Source organism: Belliella buryatensis, from assembly GCF_900188245.1.
In the GTDB taxonomy this organism is placed as follows: domain Bacteria; phylum Bacteroidota; class Bacteroidia; order Cytophagales; family Cyclobacteriaceae; genus Belliella; species Belliella buryatensis.
This window is the reverse complement of the sequence record NZ_FZOK01000006.1, coordinates 1-23,032: the sequence shown is the minus strand read 5'-3', so window position 1 is coordinate 23,032 and position 23,032 is coordinate 1. Positions and strand designations below refer to the sequence as shown.

Annotated in this window: 27 protein-coding genes and 1 tRNA gene; 19 read left to right on the top strand and 9 right to left on the bottom strand. The window is 38.3% G+C overall.

Annotated features, from left to right (window positions below; translation table 11 throughout):
* Window positions 1–113: 113 nt before the first annotated feature.
* Together CHB66_RS07355 and CHB66_RS07350 are read right to left on the bottom strand one after the other, a co-directional pair.
* Complete coding sequence (locus CHB66_RS07355; RefSeq protein ID WP_089239533.1) at window positions 114–1,418, bottom strand: PAS domain-containing protein; 1,305 nt, start codon at window positions 1,416–1,418, stop codon at window positions 114–116.
* Between the two features lie 314 nt (window positions 1,419–1,732).
* On the bottom strand, window positions 1,733–2,065 hold the full coding sequence (locus CHB66_RS07350; RefSeq protein WP_089239531.1) for a zinc ribbon domain-containing protein YjdM: 333 nt from the start codon (window positions 2,063–2,065) through the stop codon (window positions 1,733–1,735).
* Window positions 2,066–2,157: 92 nt separating this feature from the next.
* Here CHB66_RS07350 and CHB66_RS07345 point away from each other — a divergent pair, with 92 nt between their 5' ends.
* Complete coding sequence (locus CHB66_RS07345; RefSeq protein ID WP_089239529.1) at window positions 2,158–2,697, top strand: DinB family protein; 540 nt, start codon at window positions 2,158–2,160, stop codon at window positions 2,695–2,697.
* A gap of 78 nt (window positions 2,698–2,775) precedes the next feature.
* On the opposite strand, the gene CHB66_RS07340 is transcribed toward CHB66_RS07345, so the two are convergent.
* From CHB66_RS07340 to CHB66_RS07325, 4 genes are all read right to left on the bottom strand, one after another.
* Window positions 2,776–3,486, bottom strand: coding sequence for a tetratricopeptide repeat protein (locus CHB66_RS07340; protein WP_394335278.1), 711 nt, complete (start codon window positions 3,484–3,486; stop codon window positions 2,776–2,778).
* A 6-nt stretch (window positions 3,487–3,492) separates the two neighbouring features.
* Window positions 3,493–4,914 carry a CCA tRNA nucleotidyltransferase gene (locus CHB66_RS07335; protein ID WP_089239525.1) on the bottom strand — a complete coding sequence of 474 codons (1,422 nt, stop codon included), beginning with the start codon at window positions 4,912–4,914 and terminating at the stop codon, window positions 3,493–3,495.
* A complete protein-coding gene (locus CHB66_RS07330) occupies window positions 4,911–5,381 on the bottom strand; it encodes a hypothetical protein (protein WP_089239523.1) in 471 nt (156 codons plus the stop codon). Before CHB66_RS07330 ends, CHB66_RS07335 begins: the two co-directional genes overlap by 4 nt.
* A gap of 226 nt (window positions 5,382–5,607) precedes the next feature.
* Complete coding sequence (locus tag CHB66_RS07325) at window positions 5,608–6,294, bottom strand: aspartate/glutamate racemase family protein (RefSeq protein WP_089239521.1); 687 nt, start codon at window positions 6,292–6,294, stop codon at window positions 5,608–5,610.
* A gap of 42 nt (window positions 6,295–6,336) precedes the next feature.
* Here CHB66_RS07325 and CHB66_RS07320 point away from each other — a divergent pair, with 42 nt between their 5' ends.
* The 10 genes from CHB66_RS07320 to CHB66_RS07275 all read left to right on the top strand — a co-directional run bounded on the left by CHB66_RS07320 (window position 6,337) and on the right by CHB66_RS07275 (window position 16,755).
* Window positions 6,337–6,891, top strand: a complete 555-nt coding sequence (locus CHB66_RS07320; protein WP_089239519.1) for a hypothetical protein — start codon at window positions 6,337–6,339, stop codon at window positions 6,889–6,891.
* A gap of 150 nt (window positions 6,892–7,041) precedes the next feature.
* Entirely contained in the window at window positions 7,042–8,661 is a 1,620-nt protein-coding gene (locus CHB66_RS07315; protein WP_089239517.1) for a CTP synthase, read from the top strand.
* Window positions 8,662–8,763: 102 nt separating this feature from the next.
* Window positions 8,764–10,563 carry a membrane protein insertase YidC gene (gene yidC / locus CHB66_RS07310; protein ID WP_089239515.1) on the top strand — a complete coding sequence of 600 codons (1,800 nt, stop codon included), beginning with the start codon at window positions 8,764–8,766 and terminating at the stop codon, window positions 10,561–10,563.
* Between the two features lie 392 nt (window positions 10,564–10,955).
* Complete coding sequence (locus tag CHB66_RS07305) at window positions 10,956–11,639, top strand: metal-dependent hydrolase (RefSeq protein WP_170932452.1); 684 nt, start codon at window positions 10,956–10,958, stop codon at window positions 11,637–11,639.
* Window positions 11,640–11,648: 9 nt separating this feature from the next.
* Complete coding sequence (locus tag CHB66_RS07300) at window positions 11,649–12,428, top strand: ParA family protein (protein ID WP_089239513.1); 780 nt, start codon at window positions 11,649–11,651, stop codon at window positions 12,426–12,428.
* Window positions 12,429–12,437: 9 nt separating this feature from the next.
* Window positions 12,438–13,352 carry a ParB/RepB/Spo0J family partition protein gene (locus CHB66_RS07295; RefSeq protein ID WP_089239511.1) on the top strand — a complete coding sequence of 305 codons (915 nt, stop codon included), beginning with the start codon at window positions 12,438–12,440 and terminating at the stop codon, window positions 13,350–13,352.
* Between the two features lie 4 nt (window positions 13,353–13,356).
* Window positions 13,357–13,956 (top strand): DUF5683 domain-containing protein, encoded by a 600-nt coding sequence (locus CHB66_RS07290; RefSeq protein ID WP_317045588.1) that lies wholly within the window; start codon window positions 13,357–13,359, stop codon window positions 13,954–13,956.
* 3 nt (window positions 13,957–13,959) lie between these two features.
* Window positions 13,960–14,682 (top strand): 4-hydroxy-tetrahydrodipicolinate reductase, encoded by a 723-nt coding sequence (dapB, locus tag CHB66_RS07285; protein WP_089239509.1) that lies wholly within the window; start codon window positions 13,960–13,962, stop codon window positions 14,680–14,682.
* A gap of 14 nt (window positions 14,683–14,696) precedes the next feature.
* A complete protein-coding gene (lepB, locus tag CHB66_RS07280) occupies window positions 14,697–15,773 on the top strand; it encodes a signal peptidase I (protein WP_089239507.1) in 1,077 nt (358 codons plus the stop codon).
* A gap of 142 nt (window positions 15,774–15,915) precedes the next feature.
* Window positions 15,916–16,755, top strand: coding sequence for an N-acetylmuramoyl-L-alanine amidase-like domain-containing protein (locus CHB66_RS07275; protein WP_089239505.1), 840 nt, complete (start codon window positions 15,916–15,918; stop codon window positions 16,753–16,755).
* A gap of 5 nt (window positions 16,756–16,760) precedes the next feature.
* Here the strand turns inward: CHB66_RS07275 and ung are convergent, their stop codons facing one another.
* A complete protein-coding gene (gene ung / locus CHB66_RS07270; RefSeq protein WP_089239503.1) occupies window positions 16,761–17,423 on the bottom strand; it encodes a uracil-DNA glycosylase in 663 nt (220 codons plus the stop codon).
* A 76-nt stretch (window positions 17,424–17,499) separates the two neighbouring features.
* Here ung and apaG point away from each other — a divergent pair, with 76 nt between their 5' ends.
* Together apaG and CHB66_RS07260 are read left to right on the top strand one after the other, a co-directional pair.
* The gene (gene apaG, locus CHB66_RS07265; RefSeq protein ID WP_089239501.1) at window positions 17,500–17,886 is read left to right on the top strand and encodes a Co2+/Mg2+ efflux protein ApaG; all 387 of its coding nucleotides are present in this window, start codon (window positions 17,500–17,502) and stop codon (window positions 17,884–17,886) included.
* Window position 17,887: 1 nt separating this feature from the next.
* On the top strand, window positions 17,888–18,667 hold the full coding sequence (locus CHB66_RS07260; RefSeq protein ID WP_089239499.1) for a class I SAM-dependent methyltransferase: 780 nt from the start codon (window positions 17,888–17,890) through the stop codon (window positions 18,665–18,667).
* 1 nt (window position 18,668) lies between these two features.
* Here CHB66_RS07260 and CHB66_RS07255 read toward each other — a convergent pair whose 3' ends face one another.
* Window positions 18,669–19,256: a class I SAM-dependent methyltransferase gene (locus CHB66_RS07255; protein ID WP_089239497.1), complete on the bottom strand. Its 588-nt coding sequence runs from the start codon at window positions 19,254–19,256 to the stop codon at window positions 18,669–18,671.
* Window positions 19,257–19,296: 40 nt separating this feature from the next.
* On the opposite strand from CHB66_RS07255, the gene CHB66_RS07250 reads away from it, so the two are divergent.
* The 4 genes from CHB66_RS07250 to rplI all read left to right on the top strand — a co-directional run bounded on the left by CHB66_RS07250 (window position 19,297) and on the right by rplI (window position 21,395).
* Window positions 19,297–20,217 carry a hypothetical protein gene (locus CHB66_RS07250; protein WP_089239495.1) on the top strand — a complete coding sequence of 307 codons (921 nt, stop codon included), beginning with the start codon at window positions 19,297–19,299 and terminating at the stop codon, window positions 20,215–20,217.
* A 70-nt stretch (window positions 20,218–20,287) separates the two neighbouring features.
* Complete coding sequence (gene rpsF / locus CHB66_RS07245) at window positions 20,288–20,656, top strand: 30S ribosomal protein S6 (protein WP_089239493.1); 369 nt, start codon at window positions 20,288–20,290, stop codon at window positions 20,654–20,656.
* On the top strand, window positions 20,656–20,907 hold the full coding sequence (gene rpsR / locus CHB66_RS07240) for a 30S ribosomal protein S18 (RefSeq protein WP_014773610.1): 252 nt from the start codon (window positions 20,656–20,658) through the stop codon (window positions 20,905–20,907). The genes rpsF and rpsR overlap by 1 nt, the downstream gene beginning before the upstream one ends.
* A 44-nt stretch (window positions 20,908–20,951) precedes the next feature.
* Window positions 20,952–21,395, top strand: coding sequence for a 50S ribosomal protein L9 (rplI, locus tag CHB66_RS07235; RefSeq protein WP_089239491.1), 444 nt, complete (start codon window positions 20,952–20,954; stop codon window positions 21,393–21,395).
* A 58-nt stretch (window positions 21,396–21,453) separates the two neighbouring features.
* On the opposite strand, the gene CHB66_RS07230 is transcribed toward rplI, so the two are convergent.
* Window positions 21,454–21,702 carry a hypothetical protein gene (locus CHB66_RS07230; protein WP_089239489.1) on the bottom strand — a complete coding sequence of 83 codons (249 nt, stop codon included), beginning with the start codon at window positions 21,700–21,702 and terminating at the stop codon, window positions 21,454–21,456.
* 168 nt (window positions 21,703–21,870) lie between these two features.
* Between CHB66_RS07230 and trhA the strand changes: the two genes are divergently transcribed.
* Together trhA and CHB66_RS07220 are read left to right on the top strand one after the other, a co-directional pair.
* Window positions 21,871–22,509, top strand: a complete 639-nt coding sequence (gene trhA / locus CHB66_RS07225) for a PAQR family membrane homeostasis protein TrhA (RefSeq protein ID WP_089239487.1) — start codon at window positions 21,871–21,873, stop codon at window positions 22,507–22,509.
* 142 nt (window positions 22,510–22,651) lie between these two features.
* Window positions 22,652–22,724 (top strand) — tRNA-Gln (locus CHB66_RS07220).
* Window positions 22,725–23,032: the final 308 nt, after the last annotated feature.

Below are 23,032 nucleotides of genomic sequence, written 5' to 3'. Positions count from 1 at the left end.
AGTTTTTGAAATGCTTTAAAAATCCTCCCTAGCATGCAACATAATGGCAAAAAAAAACCAGATAGAAAGCTCTATCTGGGTTTTTAGTCAAGATAACATTATGAAAAACTGTCTTAATCAAACTCGTTGACCTTGCGGGCGTTTTCTCGAATCACCATGTCAAGCTCCTGTGCCAACGGTTTCAAATATGAGAAGTACTTTGTATTTTCTGCATCAAGCTGCTTCTTGTCTATCAAGTCTAACAAACCCAGCATGGAAGATAAAGGAGATCGAAGCATATGTGACTGAATATAGGCCACCTCTCTCAAAACCTTATTTTTTTCCTCTACTCGTTTGTACTCTTGTTTTTTCTCTACAATATTTTTATTTGAATAGACAAATCCAATCACCTTTTTGTCCGCATTGAAAAGTGGGGAAAACTTATGCTCAAACCATAATTCCTCACCTGTTCTGGAATGTTTAATTTCTTTTTCATAAGAGATAGATTTTCCTGCAAAAACATTTTCTAGGTCTTTGAGAAACTGCTCTTCCATTCCATTCATGAGATAAGGTAAGAAATCATCTCCTTGTTTAAGATTCTTTTTGAAATGGCACTTTACCAATTTTTTAGCATTCTCGTTGAAGCCTATTACGTTTAATTCTAAGTCAATTAAAAAATGACTCTCTTCAGCTTGATCCAAAATTTGTTGTAAGGTAATATTTGCTTGTTCGGATTCTAAGCGTTTTAAATGTTCGTCAGTAATATCTTGAAGTAAAGCATGCAATTCTTCTTCGTGATTGATCAAGAAGACCTTATACCAGCGATTGATATCCCCTCTATATTCCTCAAAACTGATGATATCTTGACCTTCCCTTGCCTTCTTAAATTCCAGTGCAAACTGATGGATTTTTTTGCTAGGGTATACTTGCCAAATAGTCTTATTAAGTAAGGAGTTACTGCATTTGTTAAAATATCGCTGGGCAGGATCGTTGATGGCTGTCAATTCCCAGTTTGAGTTAAGCTTGATATAAACGTCCTCGGTAGTATTGATTTTGATACCAGCTTGACCAAAGAAGCGCTCTACGCTATCATGAGACTCCTTGGAAACAACTACCTCTTGACCTATGCCAAGAATTCCTTCAATATCTCCTTCGTCTGACTTGAGGATAGAAAACTCCCAATTGATCTTTTTCTGATTGGAAAAACTTAAAAACACCTGTTTACTTTTGTTCGGTGTCTCTAGTAAATCGGACAGTAAAAATTCAAATAACCCCTCTTCTGAAGGATCCAAAAACGAAATGAAAGGCTTGTTGATGTACTCTTTTTTGAAGAGCATAAATTCCTCTTCAAATTTCAACCCCGTCGTACTGATCCATCCCTCAATATCCAAACCCACCACAAAGAGTTGGGTTGATTTGATGAGGTAATCAGGGATCATATGTTTCGTAATAGGGCTCACAATCGAATGCTAAATTGTACTTTTTGATTAAAGGCAAGATTTATAACATAGCCATATTTCCTGCTGATGCATGCAAGATAGTTTAAAAGTTTTAAAAAATAAAAATTTGTAAATCATTAATTATCAAAATTTTATAACTTTTTTCACAGTAAAAATTTAAGAATTTTTGGTATTTAGAAAAATACTTTTCAAATCAGAAAAAATGAATTTCAGAGCTTGAAAAGAAAACAGTATTAGTTTTGTTCTATTTTTCATGAAATAAAAAAATTCAATCAAATTCCTGTCTTATATGCTTATGCCTTCCTCACAAACTCTGATTTCAATGCCATAGCACCAAAACCATCAATTTTACAATCAATGTTATGGTCACCTTCTACTAGTCTAATATTCTTTACTTTCGTACCAGCTTTGATTGGTTTAGGAGCACCTTTGACAGGGAGATCTTTGATGACTACTACCGTATCACCAGCTGTCAATACCGTTCCATTGGCATCTTTAATTAGAATTTCTGATTCTTCTGTAGATTCGTGGATCCATTCAAAAGCACATTCAGGGCAGGAGAATCCATTATCTGTCTCGTAAGCATATGGGGAATTACAAGCGGGGCAAGCTGGGATATTTTGCATGAGACAAAGATATCAATTCCCTAGCTAATGATCCCATTTGTAAATAGAAACTAATTTATAAGCATTACCTTTGTGTAATAACCCGCTAAATCATGACTCTGACTACAAGTTATACCAAAGCACTTCAAGAAATCACGGAAGAGGTCAAGAACACTTTTGGGGAATTATCTCAGGAAGTCTTATTCCAAAAGCCGAATGCTAAAACTTGGAGCATCGCTGAGAACTTAGAACATTTGATCATGCTGAACAACAGCTATTTCCCTATTTTCGATAAACTCAAAAAAGGCGAATTGCAATTGGCGTTTATTTCTAAAATCGCCTTCTTCCCAAAAATGCTTGGAGACATGATTATGAAATCAGTGGTAGTTTCCAATACTAAAAAAGTCAAGACTTTTCCACTTTGGGAACCTCATGTATCCTCTGGAGAACAATACGATATTATCCGAAAATTTGAAAAGCATCAACAAGCATTGATTGCAAAAATCAAAGAACTCGATTCCCATATCCAAAAATGCAGCATCATCCACTCTCCTGCCAATAGACTAATCGTCTATAGATTAGATCAAGCCATAGCAATCATCATTGAACACGAAAGACGTCACTTGCTTCAAGCGAGAAACTTATTGGATTGAGTGTAAATAAATAGGCCTCGAAATGATGTTCTTTTCGAGGCCTATTAAAGGACATTTGACTGAGATTTGTCAAGGAAATTATTTCAGGTCATTTAGCCCATCTTTGGCTAACTTGAAGTCAGGTTCTAAAGCTAAAGCCTCTTGGTAAGCTTTTCTAGCATCTTCTGTACTGCCTTGTTCTACATAGACTAGTGCCTTCAAGTTCAAAGCTGCTGCTCTCATACTTACCTCTTGGTTTTCTGTGTCTGAGATTGGGAAACCCAATTTCTCTTCTGCTGATTTCGCGTTTTTCACCAACATATTGATGGAATTCATGGCTTCATCAAATTTCTTCAAACTGAACTGCAGGTAAGCAGACTTATACAAAGCAAAAATATCATCGGTCAATAAATATAAGCGCTCAAATTGAGTCAAGGATCTATCCAATGCCCCAATCTGCTCCAGAGAATAAGCTGCAATCTCTAAAGCTTCAATACTCCTATCGTTAACCTGAAGTACGTCCAATGCTGTCAGAGCAGCCGCACTAAATTGGTTAGTCTCAAAGTACAATGTCGCCAGTAATTCCCCATATCTAGCATTTGTGGGGTTTCTTTCAATCAGTTCCATGAGTTTTGTTCGAGCTACAGCCATGTCATTATAGCGGATAGCCAATTGATAGACTCGCTGGTCAGTTTCGTTTCTTTTTCTGATTGATTCGGGTGTCTCGGCGTTGGCGGGTGTTTCCTGAGCCATCGCAGGTACTACAGCAAGTAGCATTAGCACTACAAGTAATCTCATTCTGTTCATCATCTGAATTTATTCTGTTTTACGTTTCAGTCCTCTTTGTTCAGCTAAATGGTACAATAACTGCAAAGCTTCTTCTTTATTGTTTTGGATGATACCTTCCAAGATGGCTTCTTTGATTTCTTCTTTGAGATCTCCGATGATTCGGGAAGGATCGAGGCCAAAAATAGACATAATTTCTTCTCCCGAAACAGGTGGCTGAAAATTTCTCACTTGATCTTTCTCTTCCACCTCTAAGATCTTCTGTTCTACCTTGTCAAAATTAGCCAAATAGCGCTGAACTTTATTGTTATTCTTGGATGTCACATCCGCACGACAGAGCTTCATCAGGTCATCAATGGCATCTCCAGCATCAAACAGCAATCTTCTCACTGCTGAATCTGTCACCTTATCACTGACCAAAGCAATCGGTCGTAAGTGTAGTTTCACCAGCAATTGCACATATTTCATCCGCTCGTCCATTGGAAGCTTGAGCCTTCTAAATATTCCCGGGGTCATCCTAGCTCCCTTATCCTCATGTCCATGAAAAGTCCAGCCTACTTTGGCATTGAATCGCTTGGTAGCAGGTTTGGCGATATCATGCATGATAGCCGCCCAACGAAGCCATAAGTTATCTGTCATCGTACAGATATTATCGAGTACTTGAAGCGTATGATAGAAATTATCCTTGTGTGATTTGTCTCCCACTGAGTCCACACCCTGCAATTCTACCATTTCTGGAAAAAACTCATGAAGAAGCTTACTAGCAAAGAGCAACTTGAAGCCATAGGATGGCTTATCCACCATGATCATCTTATTCAACTCGTCAATGATCCGCTCACCAGAAATGATACTTAAGCGGTGGGCATTATTTACCAAGCCTTCAAAAGTATCGGCATTTATATCAAATTGCAATTGGGAAGCAAACCTCACCGCCCGCATCATGCGCAAAGGATCATCTGAAAAAGTAACATTGGGGTCAGTAGGTGTTTTGATGATTTTTCGTTTGATATCTTTCAATCCATCGAAAGGGTCAATTAATTCACCAAAACGATCTTGATTGACACAGATGGCCATGGCATTGATGGTGAAGTCCCTCCTTTCCTGATCTTCTTGCAGTGTTCCATCCTCTACGATTGGCTTTCTGGAGTCAGATTTATAGGATTCCCGTCTCGCTCCGACAAACTCTACTTCATAATCATCCAACTTGATCATGGCTGTTCCGAAGTTTTTGAAAACAGAAAGTGGCACATGGCTTGGAAAGCTTTCCGCAACAGCAGTAGCTAGGGATATACCCGGCCCTACACAGACAAAATCTATATCCTTACAAGGTCTGCCCATGATCAAATCACGCACATACCCTCCTACTACGTAGGTTTCTAAGCCCATTTCATCGGCTATCTTACCTACCCTACTGAATATTTCTAATGCTTCTAATTCTTTGCTGAAATTCATCCTTTCAAAATCTTCACATCCCCTTCTGGGCTCAGATACAATTCTTTTACATCAGGGCCATACAATGGAAATCGTTCCTTGGATTCAAAATCTACATCTTGCTCTGTGACTTCTTGAAAAACTACAGGCTGAGAAAAAGCAAATAAGAGCTTATTCCAGAATTCATTCCTAATTAGCGAAAACTTCACTTTGCCATCCACTATCGGCCCACTTTGTAGAACCCTGTTCACTGGACTATGATAAATAGTAGCTTTGGTTGCAAAATCCACCACATCTAAGGACACCTCAGAGAACTGCTCTGTCAAGGATCTGATTTGAAAAAGATCAAAAATTAAAAAAATACCTTGAGAACTGTCGCTTTCCGTCCAAGAAGCTGGCTGAATGATTTCCATCAATCTCCCATTTCCTTCTTTGATAACTACCCGACCTTTTGATTTGAGTTGTTTGGCTACTGCTGTATTTTCCACTGATCAATATTTTTTGACAAAAATACAGCAGATTATTGGGAAAGCGGGTGTGAAAGTCTAAAAAGTATTGATGCTTTGTGAGGAGGTTCGCATTTGTGTCATTCAAATACACCATAAGTTATAGTATTTTGTTTTGTGCTTTTTCTTGAAAGTAGTTTTACATTACTGCTGGCTAGTGACACTAACCAATTCAATTATTTCTCCATGTCGCTATTCAAGTAACTCGTCACACCTTACCCAAAATAAAATCAGCGGCCATTTGGGCATGAAGTTGAGTTGTGGTGATCAGGGGGAAAGCAGTCTCCTCTTGCTTGATCAGAAGGGGCAATTCTGTACAACCCATAATCATTCCTTCCGCACCTCTTTGTGCCAATAAGGACATTTGGTTTTTATAAAAATCCTTTGCCTCTTTTGTGAATTTCCCTAGTGTCAATTCTTTGGAAACATAATCATGGGATTGATCCAAATATGCTGATGCGGGTATGATGGTTTCGATGCCAAAATGCTCTTTCAGGAATCCTGGAATAAAATCTCCCGTCATGGTGGGTTTATTCCCAAGCAACCCAAGAGTACTTAGCCCATGCTTTTGAGCCTCTTTACCAATGGCTGCTGCGATGTGCAAAATCGGGATGTTGATTAGTGGCTGCACAGCTTCATAGACCATATGCGGCGTATTCGCACAAATAATGATGGCCTCCGCCCCTGCTTGCTCGAGTTTTTGTGCTATATCAAGGTATTTGGCTATGATTTTTTCTTTGTTTTGCTCCCGCATCAGCTGTATATTAATGCTATAAAGAATCAAAGGAGGATTCTGATCCGCACCAATCACCTCACCCACGAGTTCATTGATCAGTTTATAATATTCTATGGTAGAATGCCAAGAGGTTCCACCGATCATACCGAGTGTCTTCATAGAGGTGAAGGTAGCGATAATAGGAGGAGATCTTGGTGACTTTTGGTACGATCAAATCAAAACGAATTTACAAAACAAAAAAATTTCAATTTTTACAAAAATCAAAAAATAACTTATACATTAGGAGGCAAGACGAAATACATCAATTTACGAATTTCAAAATTAACACATGACAAAAATCTACTTTATCCCTGTTCTTCTACTATTGTTTTTTTTTCATCATGTGGAGAAAAAAATGATCTTAATCCAAGTCTAAAATTAAAGTATGAAATCAGCACCAATAGTTTTTTCCTTATACCTGCTGGGAATACTCCATCTATTACTGTTTCTTACACTAATGAAAAAGGCGAAACAATTTTCGAGCAAATACATTCTAATTCAAATACTTGGAGCAAAATTGTAAACGTAAGCTCCTCCGATCGCCCCTTTGAATTTTCCTTTACAGCAAACGGAACAACAAGAACAGTTAATGGTATAGTAGTACTCAAGGTATCTGCGAACGATATCACCAAAAGTGAATCACAAGTAAACATTTTTGATACACAAATCGGAATGGGTGGTTTTCAAGCTCAGACATCAGGTTTGATAATCGATTGACCTTAAATCCAATTCAACTTCATTTTATCTTTTTTGGACGATAGCCCAATTTTCTTCTCCAATTTTTCATCACTTCCGCACCTTAACGGAATATTTTCCTACCTTTGTATCCCATAGGAATCAAAATAAAATCACATCCGCACTATTCTTATGGCATCATCCACCAAGTACATCTTTATCACTGGAGGCGTGACCTCTTCACTCGGAAAGGGCATCATCGCAGCTTCTCTGGCCAAATTACTTCAAGCTAGAGGCTTCAATGTCACCATCCAAAAGTTTGACCCATACCTGAACATTGATCCTGGGACGCTCAATCCTTATGAACATGGCGAATGCTATGTCACTGAAGATGGTGCTGAGACTGACCTTGATCTGGGGCACTACGAGCGATTCCTAGATACACCTACATCCCAAGCCAACAACGTCACTACTGGGCGTATCTATAATAATGTCATTACCAAAGAGAGAAAAGGTGAATACTTGGGCAAAACCGTACAAGTAATCCCACATATCACTGACGAGATCAAAAGGAATTTTTTGAAATTGGGAGAAGATGGCAAATTTGATGTCATCATCACTGAGATCGGTGGCTGTGTAGGTGATATTGAATCCTTGCCTTTTATAGAAGCCGTCAGACAGGTCAAGTGGGACATCGGTCAAAACAACTTTTTGGTCATCCACCTCACCTTGATACCTTTCCTAGCTGCTGCCAAAGAACTCAAAACCAAACCTACTCAACACTCCGTCAAACAATTGCTCGAAGCAGGTATTCAGCCTGATATATTGGTCTGCCGTACTGAGCATCACCTGCCTATGGAGGTGAAAAAGAAACTTGCTCTGTTCTGCAATGTGCAGTTGAATTGTGTCATCGAAGCTATGGATGCAGAGACTATCTATGATGTGCCTTTGTTGATGAAAAAAGAAAAGCTTGACGAGCGTGTGATGAGCAAGTTGAAGCTCACTTCCAAAACCAACACTGACCTTGAGCAATGGAAGGATTTCTTAGGAAGGCTTAAGAATCCAACACAAGAAGTAAATATTGGGTTAGTAGGCAAATATGTCTCACTACCAGATTCTTATAAATCCATTATTGAAGCTTTTGTTCATGCTGGTGCAGCATCTGAGTGTAAGGTAAACTTGAAACTGATTTCCTCGGAAGAACTCTATGCTGATGCTATTCCAAAGAAACTTGAAGAACTCGATGGTGTGGTTGTCGCACCTGGCTTCGGTGAGCGTGGCTTGGAAGGGAAAATAGAAGCAGTGCGTTACGTCAGAGAGAATAATATTCCATTCTTTGGGATTTGTCTTGGTATGCAGGTAGCGGTCATTGAGTTTGCCAGAAATGTAGTAGGACTTCCCAAAGCCAACAGTACTGAGATGGATCCTAATACACCTGATCCAGTGATTGGATTGATGGAAGATCAGAAAAATATTGAGCAGATGGGTGGAACTATGAGATTGGGATCTTATCCATGTGAATTGAAAAAAGGTAGCAAGGCATATCAAGCCTATGGAAAAGCCAAGATCAACGAGCGCCATAGACATAGATATGAATTCAACAATGCCTATATCAAGCAGTTTGAGGCAAATGGCATGATACCTTCGGGCATTAACCCTGAGACAGGTTTGGTAGAAATTATGGAGATCAAAAACCACCCTTGGTTCCTAGGCGCGCAGTTTCACCCTGAGTACAAAAGTACCGTGCTCACCCCTCACCCATTGTTCGTCAGATTCATCAAAGCGACGATCGAAAACAAAAAGACCAAATAATACTTCTATATTTGCCACAAATTTGAACGGTAATACAAAGGAAGCTTCTCAAAAGCCTTTTGTGTTACCTTTGATTTTGAATAGACAGTTTAAAATAAAATTATGGATAGAAATCAAGCGACAGGTTTGATCCTTTTCGCCGCAGTCATTCTGGTGTATTCGATTTTCTTCGCCAGTACTCCTGAGCCGCAAGTACAAGAACCTACCGGCGAGGTAGTTTCCAATGTTCAAGAACCACAAAGCAGTGAAAGCTTAGACCTTGTTTTGGAAGAACCTGATAGCCTTCAAGACTTAAGAGCTCAAGTTCAATTTGGCGTTTTTGCTCCTTTGACAAGAGGGAAAGCTTCAGAAGTTACTTTAGAAAATGACAAGATGATTGTCACTTTCTCCACCAAAGGTGCTGAAATCACTCAGGTGATATTAAAGGAGTTTGATTCTTGGGACAAAACAGCGCTGGTTCTTTTGGACGAAAATAGTTCGGATATTTCTTATGAAATCAATACGACGAAAGGTCCATTGAGCCTGAATGAATTCTTTTTCAATGCCAATACAGGTACGAGAGCAACTGAAGCTGGAGAGGTTTCATTTGTAGAATTTACCGCTCAAACTGGCTCAGCTACGATCAAAAGAACATACACCTTGGCAGCTGGAAGTTATTTGGTAGACAAAAACTTGGAGCTTTCAGGTTTTGGTAGCCAATTGGTAGATTCAAATGTGAATATCCTTTGGGATGATCGTCTGAAAAAGCATGAAGAAGACATAGAAGAATCAAGAAGAAAAACTAATATTAACTTTTACAAATCTACTGGAAAGCACGATTACCTCAGCTTGACCAAGGAAATGGCAAGTGAGCAAGTATCAGAGCCATTGAAGTGGATAGGTTTTAGTCAGCGATTTTTCACTTCAGGAATCATTGCTGCCAATCAATTTAATTCAGCCAACCTAGAGCAGGTTACTCCTAAAGACACCCTTTCAGTCAAAAACTTAAAAGCCAGCATCTCCCTGCCATTGGAAAATGGTCAAGCAGGTTTGAGTTATTACTTCGGACCAAATAACTTCAAAGTCCTAAAAAGCATTACAGCTGGTTTTGAAGAAAATGTAGACATGGGCTATGTCTTCGTAAGCTGGGTAAATAAGTACATCATTGTAAACCTTTTCCAGTTCTTAGAAAAATACTTCAGCAACTACGGCATCATCATCATTTTGGTGGTATTGATCATCAAAGGTTTCCTATTCCCACTTACTTACAAATCCTATGTAGGGATGGCCAAGATGCGGGTAATCAAGCCAGAGATTGATGAGCTTAAAGAAAAATACAAAGACGACCCTACCAAGCAGCAGCAAGAACAGATGAAGCTTTTTGGTCAATTAGGCGTCAGCCCTATTTCAGGCTGTCTACCTATGTTGCTTCAGATGCCATTCTTATTTGCGATGTTCTTTTTCTTCCCGAATTCCATCGAGATGAGACAAGAATCCTTCCTTTGGGCTCATGATTTATCGACTTATGATGCATTTATCAAATTACCATTTACGATACCATTCTATGGAGCGCATATCTCTTTATTCACGCTTTTGATGACAGTGTCGCAGATCGCTTACACACACTTCAATAATCAATTGACAGCAGCTCAAGGACCTATGAAGAACTTGGGATACATTATGCCTATTGGCTTTATGTTTATTCTAAACTCCTACCCTGCTGCATTGAGTTTCTATTACTTTGTATCTAACATGGTGACATTTGGTCAGCAGGCATTGATCAAGCTATTTGTAGATGATAAAAAAATCAGAGAAAAAATCGAAGCTAGCAAAATCAAGAATGCGAATAAAAAGAAATCTAAGTTCCAACAGAAACTTGAAGATGCAATGAAAGCAGCAGAGGCTAATAAGAAGAAGAAATAATAACTTTCAAATTGGACTCCTACGTTTAGGTATTGCTGAAATCGAAGTTAATAAACCATGCTTTTGAAAAAGTTTAATATTGATTGATACTAGATATTAATAGGTGTTACGCTATATCAAGGTTGTATATTACGGTTTATAATTTTCGCGAAAAAGTAAAAGTTGGTAAAGACTAATTTTAAAAGGGAAGTTGTTTTCAGCTTCCTTTTTTATTTGCTTAATCTTGAATCTATTAGGATTTCGACTTTTGGTACAAATGGCCAAAGAATTTGGTAGATATTTCATTATCAAAACGTTATCACTATCCACAATTTGATGTGGAAAACAAAATATTCAGCGTAAAAATATAAATGATATATTTGTAGGAAGCCGATAACACAAAAACAAATACGATGATCGAAATTACATACTTTGGACATTCGTCTTTTTTGGTCAAAATCAAAGATCAAAACGTGCTATTTGATCCCTTTATCAGCCCAAATCCAGAAGCTTCCTCAATAGATGTAGATGCTTTGAGAGCTGATTTTGTACTTTTGAGTCATGGCCATGAAGACCATGTGGCCGATGCTGAAAAGATCACCAAAAACTCTAATGCCTTGTTGATTTCCAACTTTGAAGTAGCGAGTTGGTTTGCAAAAAAAGGGGTAGATAAATTTCACCCGATGAATCATGGTGGATCTAAGGCTTTGGATTTTGGGAAAATCAAGTATGTCAATGCTGTACATAGCAGTACTTTACCTGACGGAAGCTCTGGTGGACAGCCGGGAGGATTTGTAGTCAGCCACGAAGGAGGGTGCTTTTATTATGCTGGGGATACTGCCTTGACTTATGATATGAAATTGATTGGAGAGGAATTTAAGGTGGATTTTGCCTTTCTTCCTATTGGTGACAACTTCACCATGGGAATAGCAGATGCAATCAAAGCTGCTGACTTTGTGGGTACTAACAAAATCATCGGCATGCATTATGACACCTTTCCTTACATTCAGATAGACCTTGAAGCTGCAAAAAAATCTGCATTTGAAGCCGGAAAAGAGTTGATTTTGCTTAATATTGGAGAATCTATTACCCTTTGAACCTAAATAATGGGAAAAGTAATTGCTATAGCAAACCAAAAGGGTGGAGTCGGTAAAACTACCACCGCAATGAACCTCGCTGCCAGTTTGGCGGTCTTGGAATTTAAAACATTGGTGATTGATGCCGATCCACAGGCAAACACCACTTCAGGTTTGGGACAGGATCCAAAAGAGATCGAAACAAGTATCTATGAATGTATGGTAGATGGGATTGATATCGCTTCTATCATTATCAAAACTGATCTAGAACACCTAGACTTAGTGCCTTCTCATATTGACCTTGTAGGTGCTGAAGTAGAGATGATCAATCTTGAAAATAGAGAAGAAAAGATGAAGTCTGTCATCGCCAAAGTAAAGGATAACTATGACTTCATCATCATTGATTGTTCTCCATCCCTTGGCCTGATCACAATCAATGCCCTCACTGCAGCAAATTCTGTCATCATTCCTGTGCAATGTGAATACTTTGCTTTGGAAGGTCTCGGTAAATTATTGAATACCATTAAAATCATTCAGACCAGACTTAATCCGGATCTGGAAATAGAAGGTATTTTACTGACCATGTATGATGTCAGATTAAGGCTTTCCAACCAGGTAGTTGACGAGGTTCGCATGCATTTCAAAGGTTTGGTATTTGAAACTATCATACCAAGAAACGTAAGATTGAGCGAATCACCGAGCTTTGGCTTACCAGTGATTGCATTTGATGCAGAGGGTAAAGGAGCCATGGCTTACCTTAACCTAGCCAGTGAGATTGCTGCGAAAAACGGAATGGAAAAAGTAAATTGATAAAGCAATATGGCTGATAAAAAACCACAGAAGAAGAATGCATTGGGAAGAGGTTTGGGAGCTTTATTGCAAGACTCACCCCAAAAAAACCAAAAACAAGATCTGATTCCTGCTCAGAGTACAGCTGGGATCTATGAAATTCCAATCACTGAAATACAGGTCAACCCATATCAGCCAAGAACATATTTTGACAAAGACGCCCTTCAAGAATTATCTGATTCCATTATTGTACAAGGAATTATTCAACCTATTACAGTTAGAAAACTGGCAGATAATGAATATCAGCTAATATCTGGAGAAAGGAGATTTCAAGCCTCAAAACTTGCTGGTTTAGATAAAATCCCTGCCTATGTGCGCACAGCCAATGACCAGCAAATGCTGGAAATGGCTTTGATTGAAAATATTCAGAGAGAAAACTTGAATGCACTCGAAATCGCACATTCCTATCAGCGCTTGTTGGCAGAGTGTGATTTGAAACAAGAAGAGCTTGGAGATAGAGTTGGCAAAAACAGAACTACAGTCAACAATTACCTCAGGTTGCTGAAATTACCTCCAGACATTCAAGCTGGCATCAGGGATCAAGTGATCAGTATGGGGCATGCGAGAGCTTTGATCAACATTGAAGATATTGACAAGCAATTGGCCATTTTCAAGAAGACTGTAGCCGAAGAGTTGAGCGTGAGAAAAGTTGAGGCATTGGTCAAGGCACTTAATAATCAAGAAGAAGCTTCTGAGTCCAAGAAAGAAACTTCCTTAGATCCAGTAAGGAAATATGAAATTGGCAAGATCCAGCAAAGATTAGCCAATCACTTTGGATCCAAAGTACAACTCAAGGCCAATGATAAAAACAAAGGTGAAATTAAAATCCCTTTTCATTCGGCTTCTGACCTCAATAGAATCCTAGAAATATTGGAGATTATCTAATCAGGTGAAACCAATTCAATATACCCCCAGGGAAAAGACCAAAAGCTTGGCAATGGTGCTCTTGAGAACCATTGCTGTTTTTGTTTTATTGGCCTGTTCAAATATTACTGCTTTTGGTCAATCTGAAAGGGATACAGTCAATATTGAACTCAATGAAAAACTTCCAAAGGATCCCAAACTAGCCACCATACTTTCTGCTGTGCTTCCAGGAGCAGGTCAGGTTTACAATGAAAAAGTTTGGAAGCTTCCGATCATTTATGGAGGATTTGTGACCAATCTCTATTTCATAGAATTCAATAACAGAAGATACCAACTTTTCAGAAATGAACTCCGGTTCTTTGATCAAAATGGGCAAAGTGAAAGCTTCCCCAATCTCAATCGAGATGCATTAGTCCGAAATGTAGACTTCTGGAGAAGAAATAGAGACCTGAACTTTATCGTATTTGCAGCCATCTATGTTCTCAATATAGTAGATGCTCAAGTAGATGCCCACTTATCAGGATTTGACATTAGTGATGATATCAGTATGAAATTTGAACCCTCTTACCAAACTCTTTTCGCAGGAAGGAATGTGGTAGGATTATCATTGAAGCTTAATTTCTAAATAATGAATATAATTATCCTTGGCTATGGCAAAATGGGCAAAATCATCAGCGAAATCGCTGAATCCCTAGGCCACTCCATAGTTGCAAAAATCAATATTGACAACCGGCACGAGTTGGATCAACTTAATCCAGCTGAAATTGATGTAGCCATTGAATTTTCTCAACCAGAAGCCGCTGTAGAGAACATCAAGTGGGCGATAAGCAAAGAAATTCCGATCGTATCCGGCACCACAGGCTGGCTAGCACAGAAACCTGAATTGGATGAAATGACACTAAAATATGGCGGAGCCTTTTTCTATGCATCCAATTATTCTATTGGGGTGAATGTATTCTTTAAAGTCAATCAATATCTTGCCAAACTGATGGGAGATCAAAATGACTATAAAGTCAGCATGGAAGAAGTACATCATACCGAGAAAAAAGATGCGCCAAGTGGAACTGCTATTACCCTGGCGGAAGGAATATTGGAGAATATCACACATTTAAAAACCTGGAAACTGTCCGAAGAAGTGAACGCTGACGAACAGGTGCTTCCTATCACAGCCAAGCGAATTGATCCTGCTCCAGGTACACATATCATTCGCTATCAGTCTGCTATCGATGATATTGAGATCAGCCATACTGCCCATAGCCGCCAGGGCTTTGCACTTGGCGCGGTCTTGGTAGCCGAGTGGATTAAAGACAAAAAAGGTGTGCTATCTATGGATGATTTCCTATCTTTCTAATATTTTTGAAACCTATGACTAGAGAAAAAAAGAAAAAATCAGCAGCCAGAGAGTGGGTTGATGCATTGGTGTTTGCAGTCATTGCAGCGAGTTTGATCCGATGGCTGTTACTTGAGCCATTTACAATTCCTACGGGATCCATGGAAAAATCCCTTTTGATAGGTGACTTCCTTTTTGTAAGTAAAATGCACTATGGAACGAGAATTCCAAAGACACCTCTGCAAATGCCCCTCACCCACCAAAAAATCTGGGGAACAGAAATCAAGTCATACCTAGACTGGATAGAACTTCCTTACTATCGACTACCTGGCTTCACTTCTGTCAAAAGAAATGATGTGGTTGTATTCAACTATCCTGCTGAATATGAATACCCTGTAGACCTCAAGACCAATTACATAAAAAGAGCCGTAGCTGTCCCTGGTGATATCTTGGAAATCAAAAGTGGACAAGTCTACATCAACGGTCAGGAGACTGAAAACCCTCCAAAGATGCAGTTTTCATATGATGTTTTGACAGAAAGAAATCTCTCACCTGATTTCTTTGAAGATTATGGTATCAGTAGAGATAACTATATGCCTTTTTCTAATGGTGTTGGATATATGGTGAAGGCTACTGAAGAAGACGCCAAAAAACTAGAAAACTCACCTGCTATTGGCTCAGTAAACCCTAGATTTGAAAGAGCAGATATGGGTGAATCTATGGTTTTCCCTGATGGTGCTTACTTTGGATGGAACAGAGACCATTGGGGTCCCCTAGAAATCCCAGGTGAAGGTTTTACAATTTCTATGGATGAAGAGAATATGGCCAAATATGCATTCACAATTGAAAAGTATGAAGGTCACAAAAACCTAGAAATCAAAAACAACAAACTCTATATTGACGGTCAAGAAGTCACTGAATATACATTCAAACAGAACTATTACTTCATGATGGGTGACAATAGACACGATTCCCTTGACTCTAGGTATTGGGGTTTTGTACCTGAAGATCATATAGTAGGAAAAGCATGGTTCCTATGGCTATCACTTGATAAACACAAATCAATGTTCAGCAAAATCCGCTGGGAGAGATTCTTCAATGGTATTAAATAAATACTTTCATCATTAATTAAAGCCAGTCGAAAATTGAATTCGACTGGCTTTATTTTTTGGCTTACTCCTTGTGCCTTAATTTTAGTACTTTTATATGATGAATATTCGCTTTCAAATATGTAACCTGATGCCGTTTCTAGCTATGCATAAGCTTTTGTTCTTCTTATTACTCTTTCCCAATTTGCTAATAGCTCAAACCATCTGCACGCTTGAAAGCAGGCAGAAACTAGATGGATATTTAGAGAAAGCTTCACTATTAGAAAAAGAAAAACACAGTCCTATTGAACTGAACATCATCATAGGAAGCTGGATGCTAGGTACTCCTTATGTAGAAAAAACACTGGAAATACCTGGTGATGAAAAATTGGTGATTAACCTAGTTGGACTTGATTGTACTACATATTTAGAAACTGTGATTGGTCTTTCAAGCATTGTCAAGAAAGGTCAAATCACTTTTGAAAGCTATGAAAAAGAATTAGAGAAAATCAGGTATCGAAATGGTATACTCGGAGAATACCCATCTAGATTACATTATTTCTCAGATTGGCTTTATGAAAACGAACAAAAAGGGATCATCAAAGATATCACTGCTGAAATTGGTGGACAAACTTATACCAATCAGCCCAGCTTCATGTCAGAAAACCCACAATATTATCCGCAACTGAGTTCTCCCATTTTTGTCAATGACATCAAATCTATAGAAACCCAAATTGCAAATAGAACCTATCATTACATCCCAAAATCTGACATCAAGAAACATGAATCCAACATCAAATCTGGAGATCTGATAGCTATTACTTCCTCTTTAAACAATCTTGATATTGTCCATGTGGGCTTTGCAATAGAAAAGGCAGGCAGAATTCACTTGCTGCATGCCAGCACACGCAGCATGCAGGTAGAAATCACAGCTGTGCCACTCGCAGATTACATTCAAAACAACAAATCCCAGACAGGTATCATGGTGGCTAGGATGCTTGATTGAAAGCTTTACCATTTGATCGTTGATAAACCATTTTCTTCCAAGTATGTATTTGCTTTGGAAAAGTGTCCGCAACCTAAAAACCCTCTATGGGCGGAAAGAGGACTAGGATGTGGTGCATGCAGTTTGAGATGCTTACTTTCATCAATAAAAGCGGCCTTTTTTTGGGCATAGGCTCCCCAAAGCATAAATACCACATTTGATTTTTTTTCTACCAACTTCCTAATCACAGCATCTGTGAAAGTTTCCCATCCTTGCTTTTGATGAGAACCCGCCTGATGAGCCCTAACTGTAAGTGTTGCATTCAGGAGCAAGACTCCTTGATCTGCCCAACGAGTCAAATCTCCATTGGATGGAATAGGTTGATCTAAGTCTTTGTTGATCTCTTTGAAAATGTTCAGCAAACTTGGAGGAAATGGCACCCCAGGTCTGACAGAAAAGGACAAACCATGCGCCTGACCTGGCCCATGATAGGGATCTTGCCCCAGTATCACTACCTTCACTTGGTCAAAAGGACAATGATCAAATGCAATGAAAATCTCTTTTCCCTTTGGGAAAATTTGTTGAGAGGCATACTCAGATCTGACAAATTCTGAAAGTTTGATGAAATAAGGTTTGCCAAATTCTTCACTCAAAACTGATTTCCAACTTGCTTCAATTTTTACATCCATTATGGTGATTTTTTCGTTGCGTTTTAATTAGAATACTATAGATTTGTTTTCCGTAGGTTATCAAACCAAATCAATTATGGTCAGTGCCATCACAGAAGGAGTCAAAGTCACCGTAGAAGCTACTTATCAGCCAGAGTTCTCCAGTCCACATCAGCAACACTTCGTATTTACCTACAAGGTAAATATAGAAAACAACAGTGCCCATACCATACAATTGTTGAGAAGAAAGTGGGAAATTTTTGATGCTGGCGATGCGATCAAGATTGTAGAGGGCGATGGTGTAGTAGGTCAGCAACCTATATTAGAGCCTGGTCAAACTCACGAGTATATCTCAGGTTGTAACCTTAAGTCTGGGCTAGGAAAGATGCGTGGTGCCTACATAATGGAAAAAATAATGGATGGTAAACTATTTGAGGTGATGATACCAGAATTCCAATTAATCTCCCAAATCTTCGACAATTGATTTGAAGCAGCATATCTATCCTTTTTTTTCTTACATCAAATATTGGCTGTATCATGAGGATCAGTACTCATTACAGTCTCCTGCTATCTATAAAATCTACACTGAGCTGCTCTCTTTTATCAAGGAGCGCAAAGCTTTTGATTTAGATTTGGAAGAAATCAGAAAAACACTTCTCAAAGATCAGGACATCTTATCCATTGCGGATTTTGGCGCTGGCTCCAAGAAGCTGAAATCAAATGAAAGGAAAACAGGAGAAGTCACCAAACATAGCACAAGTGGGAGAAAATTCTCTCAGCTTTATCAATATTTCATCCAATTGACCCCTGCTAATCAAGTCTTGGAACTAGGCACCTGTACAGGTATCAATGCGAGATATCTCAGTAGAGCTACTAAAGGAGATTTTCATACTTTCGAAGGGTCTGAAGCCTTGTGGAGAAAAGCCCAAGAATTGCCCACGGATAGCAATAGCAATTACACCTTAGGAAAGATTGAGGAAACTTTGCCAGAAGTTTTGGATAAAATCAAATCAGTTGATTTTGCTTTGATAGACGCCACACACACATCCGCAGGCACTATGACTTATTTCAATTTGCTCCTTCCTTATCTTCACGAAAAAAGTATCCTTGCCATAGCTGATATACATTGGTCAAAAGGCATGTATCAAGCTTGGCAAGAACTCAGAAAACATTCTACTGTAAGTATGGATTTGGACTTCTTCGAAACGGGCATTTTATTTTTCGACAACAAACTACCTAAAAGCAGCTATATTCTAAAATACTAACCTATTTCTTCCTAAATCTAATAAATATCTCAGAACCAGCTCTTGGAGGAATAGAATTATAACAAGGTGCTATGGTCAGTATGTCGAAATAATCTTCGAAATAGGACTTATATTCATCTACCGTTCCTCCAAATGGAGGTCCATCATGTTCAAATATCCTATTGAACATCACTCCTACTAACAATCCACCTTGCTTAAGCGAGTCATGCATCTTTATCGCATATTCTTGGCGTATATCCACAGGTAAAGCACAAAAGAATGTTTGCTCCAATATTAAATCATATTGATACTCGTGCTGAAAGAAATCTTGATGATGAATTTGGTCATTAGGAAAATCTGGATGTTGCTTTTGGAAATTTTCTAGTGGAAAGATAGAAAAATCCAAAACATGAATGTTTTGGAAACCGTTTTCCCAAGCATAAATAGCTTCATATGCATTTCCTGCACCAGGAAAGAGAATTCGAATAGACTTGTCTTCAACTTGGTCTAAATATTGCTTAATCGGAGTAGTGGCTTGTCCCACATCCCAACCTATTTGATTTTGCTTATACCGAGAAGTCCAATAGCTTTGATCAAGTGATAGATTCATGATAAATTATTAATTTGGCGAAAATACTACGATATATACAATGAATACCAATTTTGAAAAGGAAAACCCTAGAAAATCTGAGAACGGAAAAAACATTCTCATCATTGTTTTGATTATCCTCGTAATCATCAGTGGCATCAAACTTTATTACGATGCAGTAGATCGAAATAAGAAAACTGAGGAGATTTTACTGCTGTCTGAGGACAACAACGAGATCAACAGAAGGTTAGATTCCATCACCTACCAATTGGATCTAAGGATCCAAGAAATCGAAAAACTAGGGGGAGATGTAGCAGCTTTGGAAGAAATGCGGGAACAACTGATCACCGAGCGGAACTCTGAGAAAAAACGCTCAGCAGAAGAAATTGAAGCTTTGAATAGAAGAATCAATAGCTTCACGGCAGTGTTGCAGGAAAAAGATCAAGAAATTGTCAAACTCAGAGAAGTCAATCAACAACTTTTTAGCGAGAACCAAGACTTAAAAACTAGCCAGGCTGAAATCGAAGAAAAAGTAGTACAGCTTAATTTACAAAAGGAGGAACTTGAAGAAAAAGTCAGCATCGCTGCAAGACTTAAAGCTGAAAATATTGTAGTGGCAGCAGTCAATTCGAGGGGTAGAGAGCGTGAAGATGGTTTTAGAAATAGGCAAATAGACCGCTTGAAAATCACTTTCAACCTAGCAGATAATAAAGTAGCTCAAAAAGGACCAAGAGACATCTATGTACAAATCATCGCTCCAAACAATCAACCAATTTTTGACATTGCCCGCGGTTCGGGTACTTTTATGATCGACGGAAGAGAGGAATTTTACACCACACATCAGGACATTCTCTTTGACAACAGCAAGCAATCCTTGACTTACTTTTATGAAAAAGGTAGCAATTACACTTCAGGAAAGTATGAAGTAAGAATCTATGCAGACAATTATCAAATTGGAACTGGGAGTTTTGAAGTCAAATAATTTGGATAAAAAGGATTAAAACTCTACTTTTGCGGACTGTTTAAATAAACATTAATTAAACAAATTAATCATGTTCCAGAAAAATTATGAAACGGTATTCATTTTAACTCCCGTTTTGTCTGATGTTCAGATGAAGGATACCGTAGACAAGTTTGTAAACTTGTTAAAAGAAGAGGGGGCAGAAATCGTTAATGTGGAAAATTGGGGTCTTAAGAAGATGGCCTATCCAATTCAGAAAAAAAGCACCGGTTTCTACGTTCTGATTGAATTCAAGTCAGAGCCAACTTTGATCAGGAAGTTTGAGCTTGAAATCAGAAGAGACGAGAAAGTAATGCGTTTCTTGACTACAGTACTTGACAAGCACAGCTTGGCTTATGCTGAGAAAAGAAGAAAAGGTGAATTTAACAAAAAAGCTGAAGCTAAGGAGGAGCAAGCCTAATGACACTAAGAAACGAACCAATCAATAGAGTAGAGAATAGAAAGAAATACTGCCGATTCAAAAAGAACGGTATCAAGTATATTGACTACAAAGATCCTAACTTCCTTTTGAAGTTTGTGAATGAGCAAGGTAAAATCCTTCCTAGAAGATTGACCGGTAACTCTGCGAAGTTTCAAAGAAAAGTGGCTAACGCTATTAAAAAAGCAAGGCACTTGGCTTTATTGCCATTCGTAGCAGATGGATTGAAATAATCTATCACTGATCGATTTATTACAAATTTTAAAAAATTATCAAAATGGAAGTTATTCTTAAAACAGACATAAAAGGTTTAGGCTACAAGAATGACCTTGTAGATGTAAAGCCTGGATACGGTAGAAACTACCTGATTCCTCAAGGTTTCGCTGTTTTGGCTACTGGCTCTAACAAAAGAGTATTAGCTGAAAACATTAAGCAAGCTGCTCACAAAGCTGAAAAAATCAAAACAGAAGCTGAAAACCTTGCTACTAAATTAGAAGGTACTACTTTGGAAATCAAAGCTAAAATCGGTGAATCTGGAAAGATTTTCGGTAAAGTAACCACGCTTCAAATTTCTGATGCCCTAGCTGCTCAAGGTATTGAGATTGATAGAAAGAAAATATCTATCAATGTACCTGTTCAAGCTGCTGGAGAATTTGAAGCTGAAGTTGATCTTCACAGAGAAGTAAAAAGTAACGTGAAATTTGTAGTTGTTGGCGAGTAATTAGTCTACAATTATTACAGAAAAGGCTTTCTCTTTCGAGAAAGCCTTTTTTTATCCCTCAATTCAAGACAAGCTTTTCCAAATCTTCGATAAGTTTCTTCGAAACAGCCCTCGCATGCTCTTCTCTCTTGGATTTGAGCAATTCTAATGCTTTGCTACTTTTCTCAATCACTCCAACAGGATTCTGATCATATTCATAGCTTCCCAAACACCAAGTAAGCTCCTCTTGAAGCTGTTGATCCAATTTCAATTTTCCCAATTTTTCCAATGTGCTCTGCACAGTTTTTACTAGGTTTTTTTCTGTCATGTTACTAACAATTATAGGGTTAAGAGATGTTATTTTCATTAAATCTGCATATTTATTTTTATTTTATCAATATTTCTAAATAAAATTAACAAAAACACAATTTTCAAACGATTTCGTGACTGACATCATCTGAAAATTCCATTGATTATCTTTACCAAAAACATAAACATGACAAGAAAGCAAACATTACAGGAAGAATTTGCCAATAGCATTACGCATGGTATCGGTGTATTATTCAGTGTGGTAGCCATTTCATTATTGGTCACTTTCTCTGTAATAGAAGGATCCGCCATTCATATCGTAAGTTGTAGCTTATTTGGTGGTTCTATTTTGCTGCTCTACACTTTTTCTACACTCTACCATGCTGTACAAGAAGAGAAGGTCAAGGCTTGGCTTAGAACTCTTGACCATATTGGAATCTACTTTCTTATAGCAGGTACGTACACTCCATTTTTACTATTGACAGTTGGAGGTACTTTGGGCTGGGTGTTTTTTGGAATTATTTGGGGCCTGACTGCCTTTGGGATTATTTTCAAGGTCTACTTTACTCACAGATTTAAAAAAGCTTCTCTAATCCTCTATTTGGGCATGGGCTGGATGGCAATATTTCTAATCAATCCACTATTAAAAAACCTAAGTACTACAATCCTTTCACTAATCGCGGCTGGCGGTTTAAGTTATACATTGGGCACCATTTTCTATACTAGGCCACAGATGGCCTTTGCTCATACCATATGGCATATATTTGTTTTGGCTGGAACTATTCTACATTTTATAGGCATTATGTTATTGATTCAAGGGGCTTGAAAATTTCACTTTTATTTTTCTTTCTGAAATCTAGGGAATTAAGAAAAACAGGCAAAAAACTTTGTATTGGTACTTGCATAAAAAAGAAAGTCACCCTACATTTGTGACACCTTAAGGTAGAGTAATTAACCAAAAGGAAAATTGGCCGATGGTGTAACTGGCAACACGTCTGGTTTTGGTCCAGAAGAGTCTAGGTTCGAGCCCTAGTCGGCCAACAAAATCCGAAGCTTAAATGCTTCGGATTTTTTTATGTATGTTCCCGAGCTTTTGCTTTTAACTAATTTTTTATTTATTTTCAAAAAAAATCATTCAGTTATCCTGGATCAGGGATCAGTCTTAAAATGGATCAGTCTTAAAATCTGGGGAGGTTCAAAATTTAGCCATAGATATTAGCTAGTCTAAATAGGAAGAACTCTACATTTGAAACGGGATCAGTCTTAAAATCTGGGGAGGTTCAAAATTTAGCCATAGATATTAGCTAGTCTAAATAGGAAGAACTCTACATTTGAAACGCCTCTAAACT